General features: G+C 49.7%; 15 protein-coding genes. 3 read left to right on the top strand and 12 right to left on the bottom strand.

The window, feature by feature from the left end; all coding sequences use genetic code 11:
- Nucleotides 1-2 precede the first annotated feature (2 nt).
- On the bottom strand, nucleotides 3-1,589 hold the full coding sequence (locus H7U12_RS21535) for a RagB/SusD family nutrient uptake outer membrane protein (RefSeq protein WP_186641991.1): 1,587 nt from the start codon (nucleotides 1,587-1,589) through the stop codon (nucleotides 3-5).
- Between the two features lie 18 nt (nucleotides 1,590-1,607).
- On the bottom strand, nucleotides 1,608-4,631 hold the full coding sequence (locus tag H7U12_RS21530; RefSeq protein WP_186641990.1) for a SusC/RagA family TonB-linked outer membrane protein: 3,024 nt from the start codon (nucleotides 4,629-4,631) through the stop codon (nucleotides 1,608-1,610).
- Between the two features lie 353 nt (nucleotides 4,632-4,984).
- Between H7U12_RS21530 and H7U12_RS21525 the strand changes: the two genes are divergently transcribed.
- Nucleotides 4,985-6,031 carry a LacI family DNA-binding transcriptional regulator gene (locus H7U12_RS21525; protein WP_186641989.1) on the top strand — a complete coding sequence of 349 codons (1,047 nt, stop codon included), beginning with the start codon at nucleotides 4,985-4,987 and terminating at the stop codon, nucleotides 6,029-6,031.
- A gap of 303 nt (nucleotides 6,032-6,334) precedes the next feature.
- Here H7U12_RS21525 and H7U12_RS21520 read toward each other — a convergent pair whose 3' ends face one another.
- From H7U12_RS21520 to H7U12_RS21485, 8 genes are all read right to left on the bottom strand, one after another.
- Nucleotides 6,335-6,757, bottom strand: a complete 423-nt coding sequence (locus tag H7U12_RS21520) for a GNAT family N-acetyltransferase (RefSeq protein WP_186641988.1) — start codon at nucleotides 6,755-6,757, stop codon at nucleotides 6,335-6,337.
- Entirely contained in the window at nucleotides 6,747-8,456 is a 1,710-nt protein-coding gene (gldG, locus tag H7U12_RS21515; RefSeq protein ID WP_186641987.1) for a gliding motility-associated ABC transporter substrate-binding protein GldG, read from the bottom strand. Before gldG ends, H7U12_RS21520 begins: the two co-directional genes overlap by 11 nt.
- Nucleotides 8,450-9,178: a gliding motility-associated ABC transporter permease subunit GldF gene (gldF, locus tag H7U12_RS21510; protein ID WP_186641986.1), complete on the bottom strand. Its 729-nt coding sequence runs from the start codon at nucleotides 9,176-9,178 to the stop codon at nucleotides 8,450-8,452. Before gldF ends, gldG begins: the two co-directional genes overlap by 7 nt.
- Nucleotides 9,179-9,290: 112 nt before the next feature.
- Nucleotides 9,291-9,653: a hypothetical protein gene (locus H7U12_RS21505; RefSeq protein ID WP_186641985.1), complete on the bottom strand. Its 363-nt coding sequence runs from the start codon at nucleotides 9,651-9,653 to the stop codon at nucleotides 9,291-9,293.
- Nucleotides 9,654-9,818: 165 nt separating this feature from the next.
- A complete protein-coding gene (gene gldA / locus H7U12_RS21500) occupies nucleotides 9,819-10,739 on the bottom strand; it encodes a gliding motility-associated ABC transporter ATP-binding subunit GldA (RefSeq protein WP_186641984.1) in 921 nt (306 codons plus the stop codon).
- Between the two features lie 9 nt (nucleotides 10,740-10,748).
- Nucleotides 10,749-11,462: an SDR family oxidoreductase gene (locus tag H7U12_RS21495; RefSeq protein ID WP_186641983.1), complete on the bottom strand. Its 714-nt coding sequence runs from the start codon at nucleotides 11,460-11,462 to the stop codon at nucleotides 10,749-10,751.
- A 192-nt stretch (nucleotides 11,463-11,654) separates the two neighbouring features.
- Complete coding sequence (locus H7U12_RS21490; protein WP_186641982.1) at nucleotides 11,655-12,437, bottom strand: DUF695 domain-containing protein; 783 nt, start codon at nucleotides 12,435-12,437, stop codon at nucleotides 11,655-11,657.
- 23 nt (nucleotides 12,438-12,460) lie between these two features.
- On the bottom strand, nucleotides 12,461-13,168 hold the full coding sequence (locus H7U12_RS21485) for an SDR family NAD(P)-dependent oxidoreductase (RefSeq protein ID WP_186641981.1): 708 nt from the start codon (nucleotides 13,166-13,168) through the stop codon (nucleotides 12,461-12,463).
- Nucleotides 13,169-13,277: 109 nt separating this feature from the next.
- Between H7U12_RS21485 and H7U12_RS21480 the strand changes: the two genes are divergently transcribed.
- Nucleotides 13,278-14,006: an MlaE family ABC transporter permease gene (locus H7U12_RS21480; protein ID WP_186641980.1), complete on the top strand. Its 729-nt coding sequence runs from the start codon at nucleotides 13,278-13,280 to the stop codon at nucleotides 14,004-14,006.
- Nucleotides 14,007-14,047: 41 nt separating this feature from the next.
- On the top strand, nucleotides 14,048-14,866 hold the full coding sequence (locus tag H7U12_RS21475) for an ABC transporter ATP-binding protein (protein ID WP_186641979.1): 819 nt from the start codon (nucleotides 14,048-14,050) through the stop codon (nucleotides 14,864-14,866).
- A gap of 251 nt (nucleotides 14,867-15,117) precedes the next feature.
- On the opposite strand, the gene H7U12_RS21470 is transcribed toward H7U12_RS21475, so the two are convergent.
- Entirely contained in the window at nucleotides 15,118-16,419 is a 1,302-nt protein-coding gene (locus H7U12_RS21470) for a NupC/NupG family nucleoside CNT transporter (RefSeq protein ID WP_186641978.1), read from the bottom strand.
- Nucleotides 16,420-16,515: 96 nt separating this feature from the next.
- Complete coding sequence (locus H7U12_RS21465; protein WP_186641977.1) at nucleotides 16,516-17,130, bottom strand: bifunctional nuclease family protein; 615 nt, start codon at nucleotides 17,128-17,130, stop codon at nucleotides 16,516-16,518.
- Nucleotides 17,131-17,133 lie beyond the last annotated feature (3 nt).

Here is a 17,133-nt window from a genome sequence, read left to right as displayed (position 1 = left end):
GCTTAATATCCCGGATTCTGCACCAGATTAGGGTTAGCGGACAGATCAGAGGTTGGTATCGGGAACAGTCTGCGGAAATCAGCCACTCCTCTACCGGTTTTCACTCCACCTTTCCAAGCCCATACATAACTGTCAGAAGCAAACCTTCCAAAGCGAATCAAATCTGTCCGGCGATGTCCTTCCCAGTGTAATTCACGAGCTCTCTCGGCCAGAATAAAATCTAAGGTCAAGTCAGAAGCGGTGATATTTCCTGAGTTATCTCCAAAGGCTCTCGTTCTTAATTGGTTGACATAGCTCAGTGCCGTCGCTCTGTCCCCTCCGGATCCACCTCTCAGAACTGCTTCAGCATAGATCAAATAAGCATCAGCTAACCGGAACATGGGGTAGTCAGTATCCGGATGGTCACCGGCTGGGTCAGAACCTGGTTTTCCGTCTGTTGTTACGTTCTTATACTTTGTCAACGGATATCCGTCTGTGAACACGCCTATCTGATCAATCTCCAGTTTTTGACCAGCGGAGTTGTACAGGGCACGGTCATCGGCGCTATTGAATAGACCAATGATTTCCTTGGTGGTTCTGAGTCCAGCCCAGCCTCCGTTTACCCCGAAAGCCGCCGCGCTCATTGTACCGCCTATTGGTGCATGAACCAGGAAGGTAGTTCCACCCCAAGTTTTGGTTCTTTGTCCATCATAGGCTACCGGGAAAATTATTTCACTTCGCACTTTGTGGTTGTCAGCCAGGAACAAGCTCTGGTACTCTGGTGCCAAAGAGAAACCAGCATCAATGATTTTTTTGCTGTAGGTAACCGCCTCTGTATACTTCTGCTGACCAATGTACACTTCAGCATTCAGATACAACTTAGATAAAACCATCCAAGCCGCGGCTTTGTCAGCACGGGCATATTCATTTTGTCTGGCTCCTACTAACTCTGGCTCAATAGCAAGCAACTCGGCTTCTATATACTTAAACAAGTCAGCTTTGCTGATCTGCTCTGGCAAGAAGAACCCTACGGCATCTTCTTCGGTCACGAAAGGTACACTGCCAAAAAGATCCAGGGCATGCCAATAGCTCATAGCCCGCAGGAAGCGCGCCTCTGCTCTGAATTTCTTGGCTTCCTCTAAGTTGGCACCAGTAACCCCCCGCTCGCTTAACTTAGCATCTGTAGTCTCCCGGATAAACTCGTTACAAAGAGCAATTTCATAGAAAATGCGGTCGTACATCATCCGGATGTATTCATTGCTGGAGGACCAGTCCATCTCGTGTAAATCAAAGATGGTTCCGTCATTCCAGGAGATCACCGCTTCATCAGTAGTGAGTTCCTGCAACTGCCAGTACGCCCGGATATAGTTTGATTTTCCTTCATCGAAACCTCCCACATCGGCGTTTCCAGACGGACCAGTTTGGCCTGTTAAAGCAAAGCCAGCATATAACTTCGCCAATACAGATTTATAGTTGGCAAAGTCTTTATAAGCATCGGCAGACGTTAATTCATTTTTTGGCGTCAGATCCAAATCATCGGTACAGGCCGTAGTGAAGGATATCCCCACGATGCCTGCCGCCATTATATTTCTTATTATTTTACGATTCATTTTGTCTTGGATGAATGATTAAAATTCAAGATTTGCGCCTAAAGCGAACACACGCGGTCTTGGATAGAAGTTATTGTCAATACCACTTGACACCTCTGGGTCTAAGCCAGAGTAGTTTGTAATGACAAACACGTTTTGGGCATTAGCAGTAAGACGCAGATTTACTTTATCTCTGTACACTTTGCCGAAGTTGTAACCTAATGTGATGTTGTCCATCCGCAGGAAGGAAGCATTTTCTACATAGTAGTCAGATACATACCGCGGATTTACGAAGTTTGTCTGAAGCACATTGGATGACATATTCACCAGGTAAGTAGCGTTTGAGATGTTAGAGTAGGTTCCCATGTTTGAATAGATATTATTGTAAACATAGTTCCCTAGATTAGCTCTCATCACTAAAGCCAAATTCCACTGCTTGTAGGTTAGATTTGAGTTAAAGCCTAAATATACTTTTGGCTGGGGAGCCTTGTAGCGGTACAGGTCTTTCTCGTTAATCTGACCATCATGGTTCAGATCTTCGTACACACCTTCTAAAGGAGATCCATTCTCATCATATACTTGTTTATACAAGTAGAAGGAATAAGGAGTATAACCAATAGAGTTGATCTGAACGGTTGTACCTGTTCCGCCTGAAACTCCTCCTACTAATGTACCAGGAGAATTAGGATCATTTACTTTGCTGAGGCTTAAGATTTTAACGTCCTGGATTGTACCATTAAATCCAAAGTCCCAAGTAAGGTTTTCTTTTGAGATCGCGCTGAAGTTCAAAGCAGCTTCAAAACCTTTTGACTCAAGGCTACCTACGTTAGTAGTTAACCCATTAGTTAAGTTCGTACCCGCCGCTGGAAAGATATAGGCTAGTAGATCTTTTGTTTTCTTTTTGTAAACATCAATGGTACCTGATATTCTTCCTTCAAAGAAACCAAAATCTAAACCTGCATTGTACTGGGTTGTTTCTTCCCACTTGATGTTCACGTCATATCCGGCAGGACGTAGGGTAGAATAATACTGATCGCCGAATGGGTAAAGGGCAGTGCCTTCGCTGAAACTATAGCGGGCCAGAAAAGGATAGTAATCGTTTGATATGTCCTGCTGACCGGTAATCCCGTATCCAAAACGCAATTTCAAGTCATTCACCAGGGAAGAGTTCTTCAGGAAAGATTCTTCACTAATTCTCCAGGCCAAGGCCAACGATGGGAAAGTACCCCACTTGTTTCCTTCTGCAAATCTTGAAGATCCGTCTCTCCGGATATTGGCAGTCAATAAATACTTGTCTTTCAAGGCATAGTTGATTCTACCAAAGAAACCAATCAATGTATTCTCATTCTGCCCCGGGATACCTGCTTGAGCGAACACAGTTCCTGCCTCAGTAAGCACAGGGAAAGCCGGTGTTTTGATCAGGAAGTTCTGGTAAGAATAACCCGCTGTCACATCAAACCGGCTGTCAATAGCAGTCAGCTCTTTCGCATAGTTCAGGTAGAAGTCAGCTAACTTATTAGTTTTAGTTTGCTCATACTCTGAACGGCTACCACCCTGGTTGAAAACAGAGGCCATGGTAATTGGACGGAACACCGTGCCCTGTCCTTTAGAGATATCATACCCCACATTCAAGTTCGCTCTTAACTCAGGCAGGAAGTGGAACTTGTAGTCTAACTGTAAATTTCCAATACTTCTCTTCGCCTCCCCATTGTCCTTGCGCTGCTCAAGTAAGCTGAGCGGGTTTCTTGGCGCTAAGGTGTTTGGTTTTCCGCTCGCATCTAACCATTCGTAATATCCTCCAAATTGCTGATTGTCCATGTACACGGGCTGAGTAGGATCAAAGGCAATTGCCGCACCAATGGCTCCTTCATCAGCATATCTGCTTTTAGTCATGGAACCTTTGACATTGAAGTTTACCTTTAAGTGGTCATCCAAGAATGAAGGATTCAAGTTCAAGGCAACGGAGGTTCTTTTCAAGCTGGAGGTCTTCAAAATCCCTTCCTGATCTAAGTAACCCACAGAAACGCGGTAAGGAAGTTTCTTATAAGATCCTGAAGCACTCAGGTTGTTATCCGTGGTGAAAGCATCCTGGAAAATTTGATCCTGCCAGTTGGTATTGCTACTTCCCAGCAAATTAGCGTTACCCGCTGCTCCATTGGTACCTCTACCTTCTGTTACCGCAGCTCTGAACTCATCAGCGGATAACACGTCAACGGTGTTCTTCACCTTTGACAAAGAGTTTACCGTGTTGAAGCTGAGTCTGAACGCCTCTCCGCTTGCTCCTTTTTTAGTGGTAATGATAATTACCCCGTTGGAAGCCCGGGAACCGTAAATGGCAGTCGCCGAAGCATCTTTCAGAATGTTGAAAGACTCAATGTCATTGGGGTTGATCAAGCTCAATGGGTTGGGAGCACCAGACACCGCTTGGTTATCTACCGGTACGCCATCAATCACGATCAAGGGATCATTGTTCGCATTCAAAGAAGCGCCCCCTCTAATCCGGATAGTAGATCCGGAACCTGGAGCACCACCGTTGGAGGTAATTTGCACCCCGGCCACTTTTCCCTGAATCAGCTGATCTGGAGTAGTGTTTTGGCCTGGGTTAAAATCTCTTTCAGAAACAGCCGCCACAGAACCGGTTAAGTCCGTTTTTCTCTGGGTACCATATCCTACTATGACCACCTCGTCCAACGCTCTAGCATCAGTCAAAAGGTTTACATTATACGTAGAGGAGGCTCCTACCGGAATTTCCTGGGAAACATATCCGATGTAAGAGAACACCAACGTGCCGGTGTTGCCGGTCACCGGAAGCGAGAACTTGCCATTCACATCAGTGGCGGTGGCCGTAGTGGTGCCTTTCAGAACAACTGACACCCCGATAAGCGGAGCGGTGCCGTCTCCGGTGACCGTACCGGAAATGGTTCTTTGCTGAGCGGCGGCTTGTCCTATGTTCAAAGACAGGAACGCCACCAACAGCAGAATCCAGGAAGAAACCTTCCCTTTCTGCCATGGGCTTTGCCAGCTTTGAAAGGCCAACTGTTTTTTGGGTGATAAGTTTGTCATATGTGAAGGATTAAGGGTAAATGAAGTAGTTTGTGGAACAATTAGAAAAAGATGAATAAATCGTACTTTCCTGCTTTTCAATAAATTAAGAAAATTTTAAGAGTTTGGAAATCGATTTCCTTACCGATTTAGCAACTATTTACGGCATTTCAAACTTTTTGGGCTTCAAAAAAATTTATTTTTTTAACGTTTTGCCAAAATTACGAACAATTCAGGAAGCTTTATTTAAAATATAGATTTTTATCAGCGACATTTTAACAGATGTTTAATTAGCTTTGCAGTAGACGCAGGTTTATCACCAGGGTATATCAGCATAAGCTTCCTCCACCTTATTACGAAATCGATAGCACTCTATGAGCAGAACGACCATACATGACATTGCCAAGGAACTGAATACCAGCCCTTCCACTGTCTCCAAAGCCCTCAACGATCACCCTTCCATCAGTGCCGCCACCAAAGAATTGATCAGGACTGCAGCGCAGAATCTGAATTATCGGCAGAATCGTCTGGCTTCTTCGCTTAGGTCGGGGAGAACGAATATTATTGGAATCGTAATCCCGAGCTCCGATATCGGTTTCTTTGGAGGGGTGGTGCACGGCATTGAGAAGCTCGCCCGCAGCAATGGCTATAACATGCTTCTGTTCCAGTCGCACGAGACCGGCGAGTATGAAGTGGAAGGAATTGAGACGCTCCTGCAAACCAGCGTAGACGGGATCATTGTCTCCATTGCCAAAGACAGCCCCAATCTGGACCACTTCTATGACGTTAAGAAGCGGAAGGTGCCTTTGATTCTGTTTGACCGGGTGAAAGAGGAACTGAACTCCCCTTCGGTGGTGATTGATGACTACAAAGGTGCGTACATGGCCACTGAGCACCTGATCCAACAAGGTTACTCGCGTATTGCCCACATCTCGGGACCGCAGCACGTCAAGATCTTCAATGACCGTTTGTGCGGCTACGTGGATGCCCTGAAAGCCAACAACCTGCCCGTTGACGATGACTTGATTCAGTACGGCCGCAACTCCATTGAATCTGGCCGTCAGAGTGCCGAGCGCCTGCTGGCCCGCAACAAAGACATGGATGCTATCTTCGCGGCGGTAGATTTCACGGCGCTGGGTGCCTTGCAGTACCTGAAAGAAGCGGGGATAAAAATGCCGGAGCAGATTGGGATGATCGGATTCGGGAATGAGTCGTTCAGCCCTTATGTGACGCCTAGCCTCTCCACCATTGACCAGCAGCCCGCACGGATGGGAGAAGAAGCTTTCACCCTGTTTTTGGAAGCGATGGCCCAGAAATCCGCCGGCTCTACGGATGTCGATATTTTGGAAGCCCCCAAGAAGATTGTACTGGAACCCGTGCTGATTGTAAGAGAATCTTCCGTTAGAAAACCGCAGTCATAACTGTCTTTACGAAAGCTCACGAACAAAGAACTCCTGGTTTTGGGCCTGTTTTCTGAAAACAGGCCCAAAACCAGGAGTTCTCATATAATATAATTGATGCTGTTTAGTAAAGTAGCAAAATTGATAATACAGCTGCCCTTGGTGTTCCCAAGGGCTAGCCATCATGTCGTATGCGTCTTTACGCTTCCTGGTGAAAACACGCAGCAAGAGCGATGCTAGTTCAGGTTGGCTTTACTAAACCGGTTCACCGTCTAGATCTTTCCATCAACCAAAAGGATTGTTCCCTCAAGAAGGAAGATCGATTTAGGGACTGACGCGCTTTTCCATTTTCACGTAGGCCAATCCATCTTTCTCGAAGATTTCCCCTTGCTCCTGCATTCCGGACTTCCGGTAAAAACCAGTGGCTGAGGTGCGGGCATGGCACCAAATCCGGTGGATGTGGTGCGCTTGCGCATAAGTAAATACATGTGCCAACAGGCTCCGTCCAATGCCCTGGCCTTGAAAAGAAGGCAACGTGGCGAACTTCCGGAACTGGGCCTGGTCCTGCTCTATAAATAAGGAGAGTACCGAAACCAGTTCCTCGTCTACAAAATACCCGAAGTGAACGCCTTCGCCATCGTTGGGAAGCTGAACAAATTTCAGCGGCTTATCCGGCCACATCACCAGCTGCCGAATGGGCCAGGTTTGCTCCGCCGTGATTTGTCTGATCGGCTGGTTACCGGGCATATTTCCGTTTCCGGAGCCAGAACTTCGTCACGCCAAACAGCAACAACAGGGCCAGCGGAAGCCCCAGGTTGATGGCTTGCCATTTGGTGCGCTCTTCCCGTAGCTTCGCTTTGTCTAAGGGGCGCAGCTTGATTTCTTTCCCGCGCAGCTCAATCAGGCCTTTTTCATCCAGCAGGTAATCGGCTACATTTTTCAGGAGTTCTTTGTTGGCAAAGCGGGAACGGGTGAACCGGTCAAAGCCCAACTCCAGCGGCCGGCCGGAGCGCGGATCTACTTCGTTGGCGGCTAAGTCGCCGTCTGAGAACACCACCAGCTGAGACGCTTTCCCTTCGGCCTGAAACGGAATATTGGTGCCTTCCGGTACCGGACGGTTCTTGAACACCGACTGAAACTTGCCCTCCAGCAAATACCCGATCGGGATGGCGCTTTGGCTGAACAGCCTCGGGTCACGGTCAACGCGCGGGTCATTCAGGGAAATAGAAACCGGCGAATCCCGCTTTCGGGAGTACTGTGAGGTCCAGAGCAGTGGCGATTTTTTGATGCCCGGGGCTTTCACCGTGTCCAGGGAACTGACAAACTTGGTTTGCACCGCATCCAGGTGGCGGGTGAGCGGCAGTTGGGAGAAGTTGCTGATCAAAGGATAGTAGCGCCACGGCACCAGCTGCGTCTGCGGTTGATTGCCCATGTAGCCCGTCACCATCGGGATGAAGCTGGCGTTCAAGTCCTGCACCAGATCTGGGTTCACCCGCACGCCGTAGCGGAAAAGTAAATCCTGCAGGTTCAGGTCATAAGGAAACGCCAGAAAGCCCTCCTCCCTAACGTTATCCAGCGAAGCCCGCACGCCATCCAGCATGAAGAGCATCTTTCCGCCCCTGATCAGGAACTGGTCCAGTTTGTATTTGTCCAGCTCAGAGAACGGCTTGGTGGGTTTCATGAGCACCACCAGATTGAAGTTGTTCAGGTCCGGGACTTGCGTGAGGTCCACGCGGTTTACGGTATAATATTCTGAAAGTGTGCCTAAAAAGTCGGCGGCCTGCGGAAGCCACAATTCGCCGTGTCCCTGCAACACCCCCACCCGACCGGCGCTGGTGGAAGCCACTTTCTTGATGGCCGAGGCCAGTTCGTACTCCAGCCCTTCAATGGATTGGTTCAGGCGTTCCTCGGGCGGAGCGGCCTGGCTCCCGCGCAACAGAATAGCGGCAGTTTCTTTGTTCCCCGCCGAAACCAAGGCACCCGGAAATACGATCTTCTCTACTTTCTTGTCGCCTTCCTGCGCAAACAGGTTGGTGGGCTGCAGGCCTTTCTGCGCCAGTTGACTATAAAACTGGTTACGCGCCTGCTCATTCGTATTGGTGTTGGGGTCGATGAACTGGTACTGCACGTTGCCGTCTGAGTACAACCGGAACTCCTCCAGAATCTCGCGGGTGCTGTTCTGCAGTCTCCGGAAGCCCGCCGGAAACTCGCCCTCCAGGTACACTGTGACCTGAACCGGCTCCTTCAGAGCACCCAGCAGATTTTTGGTCTGGTCAGAGATGGAGTACCGCTTATCCTCCGTGAGGTCTATCCGGAAGAAGTAGCGGCTGGCCACGAAGTTGAGCACGAGCAGCAGCCCCACGGCCACCAGAAAGAAGGTCCAATCCTGGCCCCGGCGGCTTTCCACCTTTATTTTTTGCGTTTCAGGGGTTGTTTGCTCTACCATTTCCTGCTCTCCAATACCAGTTTAGTCCCCAAAAGCATGATGGTGATCACACTCAGAAAATACAGCACATCGCGCGAGTCAATCAAGCCTTTGCTGATGGAGTTATAGTGATAGGAAATTCCCAGCTGCGCGATGTAGTACGAGGCCGTGCCCCAGGCATCAATGGAAGCCAGCAGATCAAAGCCGGTGTACACCAGGTAACACAGGAACACCGCCAGAATAAAGGCCACAATCTGGTTCTCAGTAAGAGATGAGGCAAAGATCCCCATCGCCACGAACACCGCGGCCAGAAACACCAGCCCCAGGTAAGAACCGGCCACGGCCGCCGAATCAATGTTGCCCACCGGGTCGCCCAACTGGTACACGCTCACGTAATAGAGCAGCGAAGGCAGCAGCGCGAACAACGCCAGCAGCAGGCAGGCAAAGTACTTGCCCAGCAGCAATTGCGTGTCAGAAAGTGGTTTGGTGAGCAGCAGTTCCATGGTGCCGCCTTTCCGTTCCTCAGCGAAGGCGCGCATGGTGATGGCCGGAATCAGGAACAGGAACAGCCAGGGTGCCAGCAGGAACACACTTTGCAGATCGGCGTAGCCGTAATCCAGCACGCTGCTGTCTGGAAAGACCCACATGAACAAGCCTGTGGCTACCAAAAACACCCCAATGACTATGTAGCCGATGAGTGAGTTGAGGTAGGAGTTAAACTCTTTAGAAAGTATTGCGAACATATTTTGCGAGATATCGGGACCTAAACACCGGTATCTAGTTATATAATGTGATTTGAAGTTATTGTTGTTTAACGTTCTGGTATAAACGATAAATTAACCTGAAGTATAGAATTCAATCCAATTTTGTTTGCTTATCAAAGACAAGCCAATCATCTATGATTTCTCCGTTGTCAGTGGTATCGAGTTGGTAAAAACCTAAAGGCTCTAAGCCCATGAAATAAATGTTATCCGGGTCTTCAATGTAAATCCCGATTCTTGTTCTGATGTGTGGTGTCTGCCTTAGAGTATGGTTAAAGACTAATTCTTGCTCAATCAATCTTACAACTAAATCATTGAACTCATATTCATACCATTCGCTATGACCGTTCTTAGTTTTTTCACTTAATAGCTTTCTACAACTTTCTTCGGCCAGGCTTACCAAACCAAAAAGGCTGGAATGGTTTTCAAGAAATGCTTGTATGTCTTTAAATCTCAAATTTATCAGGCAATAGTATGAGAAATTGGTTTAAACACATTTTTAGAAAAACACTCCTTAAACGGCTTGACCTATTTGGCTCCGTTGTTGGTGTTATCACCAACAACTTAGTGCTCTTTCCGTTTTCAGCCTCATTTCATAAAAACAAGCTAAAAACAGCCAATTCTATTTGCCGTTTTTGGTCAAGTCTTGGAACAGTTTCTCCAGGGAGTTTTCTTCCTGCTGAAGTCCAACCAACGGCCAGCCTCTCTCCCCTGCCAAACGGAAAATGGAAGAGCGGAGATCAATGTTGGAGGCGGCAATGACGCGGTATCTTAATGGTCCGGCGGGCTCAACACGCTCTACTCCTGGTAAAGACAAAAGCGGCGCAGTGTCTACCTCAGATTCAAACTCGGCCAGGATCCTGGTTTCCTTGCGTCCCATGTTCCGGAGATCGGCCACGGGGCTGTCTGCCACCAGTTGACCCTGGTTGATGATGAGCACGCGGTCGCAGAGGGCGCTTACCTCCTGCATAATGTGGGTGGAGAACAAAACTGTCTTCGCCTGTCCTACTTCTTTAATCAGCTGCCTGATTTCCACGATCTGGTTAGGGTCAAGGCCGGTGGTGGGCTCGTCCAGGATCAAGACCTGCGGATCATGGATAAGCGCCTGCGCCAAACCCACGCGCTGCCGGTAGCCCTTAGACAAAGCGCCTATTTTCTTGTGGCGTTCGCGGGTGAGGCCACACAGGTTGATCATCTCCTCGGTGCGGGCCTTCACCTGGGTGCTACCCAGGCCGTGGAGTTTCCCCACGAAGTGCAGGTACTCACGCACGTACATGTCCAGGTACAACGGGTTGTGCTCAGGCAGATATCCTACCTGGCGACGCACCTCCTTGGGTTCTTCCAGCACATCGTGGCCGTTCACCAGTACCGTACCGCTGCTGGGCGGCAGGTAACAGGTGGCGATTTTCATGGTGGTGGATTTGCCTGCCCCGTTGGGACCCAGAAAACCGACAATCTCGCCGCTGCCCACCGTGAAAGAGACATGGTCCACGGCGGCCTGAGGTCCGTACAGTTTGGTGAGGTCTTTTATTTCAATTCCCATGCGTGCGGGTTAGGCTTTTTTGGAAGGCATTGGCCCTTTGGGCATGAGGGGTCGCACCTCAATGTTCACCTGGTGGTAATTGGGCGGCGACTGCAAGGCGTGCACAATGGTAGAGGCAATGTCCTCGGGCTGCATCATGTTCTCTTTGTTGGTGATGCCTTCAAAGTTGTCAAAGAAGCTGGTGTCTGTAGAGCCGGGATAAATGCACGTCACTTTCACCCCGAAATTCCGCACTTCTTTGTACAGGGCCTCTGACAAACCTCGCACGGCAAACTTAGAGGCGCAGTAACCCGTCAGGTTCTCGCTGCCCATTAAGCCGGCAATAGAGGCGATGTTGATGATATGGCCTTCCTTTTGTTTTTTCATCTGCGGCAACACCAGACGCGTGCAGTAGAAAGTACCGTTCACGTTGGTGTCCATCATGGTTTGCCAGTCACGCGGGCTCATAGCGTCAATAGCGCCCTGAATGCCCAGCCCGGCGTTGTTGATCAACACGGAAATGTTCTGCCGAAGGCGCTCCACCGTCTGCTCATACGCGGTGAGCACCGAGTGTTCAAAGCGCACGTCGCACTCAAAGAAATAGAAATCTGGGTGCGAGATTTTGGGCCGCGTGCGGCTCCAGCTTACTACCGTGGCTCCTTGCTCCAGCAACAGTTTGGCGGCAGCCAGACCAATCCCGCTGCTGGCACCGGTGATCACAACTACTTTTCCTTCTAGTTCCATATCTTAGAATTTGCTCAAATTTAATCAAAAGAGAGTTACGGTAGCTGAATAGTTCTTTTTTCGCCCGCCGATTTCAGCAGGGAGACAGAAATTGTAAAAACGCTTTCTTCTATCCTTTCGCCTTACTTATTACTACTATCAGGTCGGGTTTTCCCGATCCACCGTTTTGGGGCCGATTTTCTGAAAACAGCCTTATAACGTAGCGTCTTGCCCAGTTTCAATGGAAGTTTCCCAGCCGTCATAATCGGCGCCGTGGTCCTGCGCCAGGTTCCAGAGGTACACCACCACGTCATGAATGGCGTCTTCCTGGGTGGTGGAGGTAATGGACACCTGCAGTTTATAGGGGGTTTCCTCAATTTCGGGCTCAAAACTCTCCTCTACTTTCTGGTATCCTTTGGACGCTATTTCCTGCCAGTACTTGCTCCGGGAAGCTTCATCCTTGAAATAGATCCAGTGGTCTATCTGCCGCGAGATGGCTGGTTTATCGCCGTTTTCCTCCAGGTGCCGAAGCACTTTCACGTTCTGGATTTTCTGCAAATCTACCGGTTCGGGGAAAAGGAATTCGAAATACACTTCCCAGGCCGCGTCTTCCCAGGTGTCTACCTCAAACCGATAATCGGGGAAGGGCTCCATGGCCTGGCTTACGTAATGCTCTGCAAGTAACACCTCCTCGGCATAGAAATAGAATTTCCGGAGGCCGGCGTTCAGGGTTTTGCCCACGAAGACCGCGCCCAGCGCCGCTTCCAACGAATCTCCCAGGGCTTCTTCCAGGTCACCCAGCGGCTCCCATTCTGCCTCGGAGGGAAAACCGTCCTCTCCGGCCGAGGCCAGCGGAATGGTGACTTCTATCACGTTCGACTGGCTTTCTATGGGAGCAAGCACCCGGAGGTTCAGATCCAGCCCGATGAAGGCTGGTTTATCTTCTATGTGACAGAAATACACCTCCCAGTCCGGTTGATTGTTGTTTGTTTCCATATGGTCTTGCGTTGATTTGGTCCTTAAATATCGCCTAACTGAGGCCGCAGCAGCAGTTCTTCAATCACGGTCTGTTTAGAGAGGCAGTAGGCACCCCATAGGGCCTTGGCCACATCCTCGGGTTTCATGAAGCGTTCCTTGGGCAGGTCCACGCCTTCCCAACTGGCGGTATAGGTGGCCCCCGGCAGCACGGCCGTCACCCGGATGTTGTATTCTTTCAGCTCCTCGCGCAGTACGCGGGTCATGCCGTAGAGCGCATGCTTGGCGATGCAGTAAGAGCCGCCGTTGGTGTACGCGGTGATACTGGCCGTGGAGCAGATGGTGAAGATATGCCCGTCACGGCGCTTGATCATGTCGCCCACCAGCCCTTTGGTGAGGTCATAGGCACTGTACAGATTGGTGTTGATCATCTCGCGCAGCACGGTCTCGCTTTCCTGGTGAATGGTGCCCGGAATGAAGAACCCGGCGTTGTTCACCAGCACATCTACCTTCACCTTCAACGACCGAATGTAGTCCACGAACCGCTGCACCTCGCCCTCCTGACTGACATCGGCGGCCAGGAAGAAGACCTTGGAGAAGGTGTATTTCTGCTCAATATCCAGCTTGAGGGCTTGCAGGTCCTGCTGGTGACGGGAACAGGTGATGATGTGAAAACCTTCGGCGGCGAATTGGTCAATAATAGCCCGCCCAATGCCTTTGGTCCCGCCTGTCACCACTATATATTTTTGCATAGGAATGATGTTTTTTCTTTTTTCAACGTAATATAGGCATTTGAAACCAAGATTGACGTAAACACCGCGCATTGCGGCGGCTCCGCAAAAGACTCTTTCAACCTATTGCATGAAAACCTTTGGTGCATTTTTACTTTTTCTGTCCAGCCTTCTCAAGCGAGGCGAGTCTCCCAGAATCTTATTCAACCGAACCATAGATGAAGCCATCCTGATTGGCATTGACTCTGTTTTCATTGTGGCGGTGGTCTCCACGTTCATTGGGGCGGTAACCTGCGTGCAGATTTCCTACAACCTCACCAACGCCTTGATCCCGCGGTCCACCATCGGGTTCATGGTACGGGAAATGACCATTCTGGAATTAGCGCCCACCATCACGTCCATTGTGCTGGCCGGAAAGGTAGGCTCCAGCATTGCGGGCGGTCTGGGCACCATGCGCATCACCGAACAGGTGGATGCCCTGGAAGTAATGGGAATCAATTCGGCTTCTTACCTGGTGTTGCCTAAGATCTTGGCCGCTTTCTTGGTATTCCCCATGCTGGTGATCACGGCCATGTTTCTTTCCATCATGGGCGGTTACCTGGCCGGCAGTTTGTCCGGCGCCTTGTCGGGGCAAGAGTACATCACGGGCCTCCGCTCAGATTTCATTTCCTGGAACATCACCTTCGCTTTGATCAAATCGCTGGTGTTCGCCTTTCTGGTAGCGGCCATTTCTTCTTACCAGGGTTATTTCACCGAAGGCGGTGCTTTAGAAGTAGGACGAGCCAGTACCAAAGCCGTTACCAACAGCGTAATTGCCATTCTGATTGCAGACTTTGTTTGCGCGCAGTTGTTGCTCTAAATTCTTATTGATTATCGGCAGCCAGAAATGGTTGAATTTGCATGATAGAAATCCATAACATCCATAAAACGTTCAACGGCACCAAGGTACTGGACGGCATCAGCGGAAACTTTGAGTCTGGCAAGATGAACATGCTGCTGGGCGCCAGCGGTACCGGGAAAAGCGTTCTGCTGAAGTGCATTGTGGGACTGGTGAAGCCGGATCTGGGCAGCATCACCTATGACGGCCGCATCTTCGCCAACAACAAGCTGGACATTAAACAGGAAATCAGACGCAAGATTGGGATGCTTTTCCAGGGCAGCGCGCTTTTTGACTCCATGACCGTGAGTGAGAACGTGGAATTCCCCTTGCGGATGCTTTCTGACATGAACCGGACCGACCGCCTGGACCGGGTGCAGTTCTGTCTCAAACGGGTTGGGCTGGAGAACGCGGGCAACAAGATGCCCTCTGAGTTGAGCGGCGGGATGAAGAAACGCGTGGGTATTGCCCGCGCCATTGCCCCGCACTGCACCTACCTGTTCTGCGACGAACCCAACTCGGGCCTTGACCCGTTAACCGCCATCACCATTGATGAACTCATCAAGGAAATCACCTTGGAGTATGATATCACCACCATTGTAGTCACCCACGACATGAACTCGGTGCTGGAATACGGCGACAATGTGATGTTCCTCTACAAAGGCAAAAAGCTTTGGGAAGGGCACAGCAGCACCATCATGGATACCAACGTGAAAGAACTGAATGACTTCATCTTCTCGAACCGCTTGATGCGCGATGCCAAGAAAGTGGAGCAGATTGAGGAAGAGGAAAGACAAGAGGAAGAACGCCACGAAGAAGAACAAAACCGCAGCGACCGGTAGTCCAACGTCTCCTGGTTCTATCATCTCCCTATCATAAAACCCGTTTTGGGAGTACTTCTTCAAAAGAAGGCCCAAAACGGGTTTGAGGTTTCAGGCGCTTACCCAAAGGATTTGTATGCGTTGACCTTCAGTTTGACTACCCTTTAGGCTAATGAATTCTATACTTGAGTAGGACCAAAGAAAAAGCCCGTGTTTTAGGCCTGTTTTCTTTAAAACAGGCCTAAAACACGGGCTTTCTGATTCGTTATTTACTACAGCTCAAACAGAATACCGGCAATAGTGGCAGTCATCATGCAGGCAATAGAAGCCCCTAATAACGCGCGTAAACCAAGCTTAGACAGATTTCCTTGCTGGCCAGGAGCCATCCCGCCAATGCCGCCAATCTGGATGGCGATGGAACTGAAGTTGGAGAACCCGCACAGCGCATACGTCGCCAGAATAATTGATTTCTGCGACAACGTACCAGCTTCCTTCATTTTTGCCAAGTCCATGTAGGCCACAAACTCGTTTACGGCGGTTTTCTGGCCTAAAAGGCTACCTACCTGCAGCGTATCTTGCCAAGGGCTTCCCATCAAGAAGGCAAACACCCTGAAAATCTGCCCCAGGATGTACTGGAAATTGAGCCCTTCAAAGCGGCCACCTGTATTGCTCACGATGATGTCGTTCAAACCGGAGAAAGAACCCAGCCATAACAGGATGGAGTTCAACAAGGCGATCACCGCAATGAAGGCCAAAAGCATCCCGCCTACGTTCAACGCTAATTTTAAACCATCGGCGGCCCCGGTAGACATGGCGTCAATCACGTTCACCCCCAGAGATTCTTTACTTACCTCCAGAGTGGTATTGATTTTGTCGCCCTCCGTTTCGGGAACCAGAATCTTGGCCATTACAATACCCGCTGGCGCGTTCATGATAGAGGCCGTGAGCAGGTGGGCCGCAAATACGGCCTGTTGCGCTGGATCGTCGCCTCCTAAGAAGGCCACGTAGGCAGCCAGTACTCCGCCCGCCAAAGTAGCCATCCCGCCCGTCATCAAACACATCAACTCAGAGCGGGTCATGTTCTGGATGAAAGGCCGCACCAACAGCGGGGCCTCGGTCTGCCCCAGGAAGATATTACCCGCCGCTGAAAGACTTTCAGCACCAGATAAACGCATTCCTTTAGACATAATCCAGGCAATGCCGTACACTATTTTTTGCAGAACCCCCAGGTAATACAAACCAGCCGTTACAGTAGAGAAGAAGATGATGGTAGGTAACACTTTGAAAGCAAAGATGTAACCTGTTCCGGCGGGCGAATTAGGCTTGGCCAACTCGCCAAAAAGAAACTCGGCTCCGGCATCGGCGAAGCTCAGCAACTTCACAAATCCCTCACTCACCACCTCAAAGCCTCTTTTCACCACCTCAATCTCCGTCACCAGCACCCCGAAGATAATCTGAAGAAGTACCCCTACTCCTACCAATTTCCAGCTAATGGCTTTTCGGTTAGTAGAGAAGAGAATCGCAATTCCTATAAGGATGAAATAGCCGATGAGGCCCTGGAACACAGATAACATAGAAGAGAAATATCATCAAAATTAAACCAAATTCTGATGAAAAAGAAAAAGTCTTAGGCGTGGCCTAAGACTTTCTGCTTCTGGGTGTGAAAAAGCTTAATTCCGTTTGTTCAATTCGTCGCGGATTTTGGCGGCCCGTTCGTAGTCTTCTTTCTCCAGGGCATCGTTCAGCATGGTGTTCAGCTCCTCTACAGACACTTCCTTGAGGTTGCCTTTGCTACCGCTGCCCGAGCCGGTGGAACTGGCCGAGGTGGTGGTCGGGATTTCGTCGGTTTCCTCTTCGTCCTCGTCTTCTTCCATATCACTTAAGATGATACCGGCTTCTGACAAGACAGACTCTACCGTGTAAATAGGAACCCCAAACCGCAGGCCAATGGCGATGGCGTCTGACGGACGGGCATCCAATTCAAACTCCTTCTCCCCGTCTGTGCAGACGATTTTGGAGAAGAAAACCCCTTCCTTTAAATCCGAAATCATAATCTCCTGTACGCTCACCTCCATTTGCTGGGCAAACGACTTAAACAAGTCATGGGTCAGCGGGCGCGTAGGGTTAATCTTTTCAATCTGGATGGCAATGGACTGCGCCTCAAACATGCCTATGATGATAGGCAAACGGCGGCTTCCTTCCTTTTCGCCCAAAACCAGGGCGAATGATCCAGATTGCGACTGGCTTGAGGACAAACCAAGAATCTCTAGCTCAATTTTCTTCACAGT

Source organism: Rufibacter sediminis (assembly GCF_014269285.1).
Lineage (GTDB): Bacteria > Bacteroidota > Bacteroidia > Cytophagales > Hymenobacteraceae > Nibribacter > Nibribacter sediminis.
The sequence above is the reverse complement of the archived record's forward strand: the minus strand, read 5'-3'. Positions and strand labels throughout refer to the sequence as shown.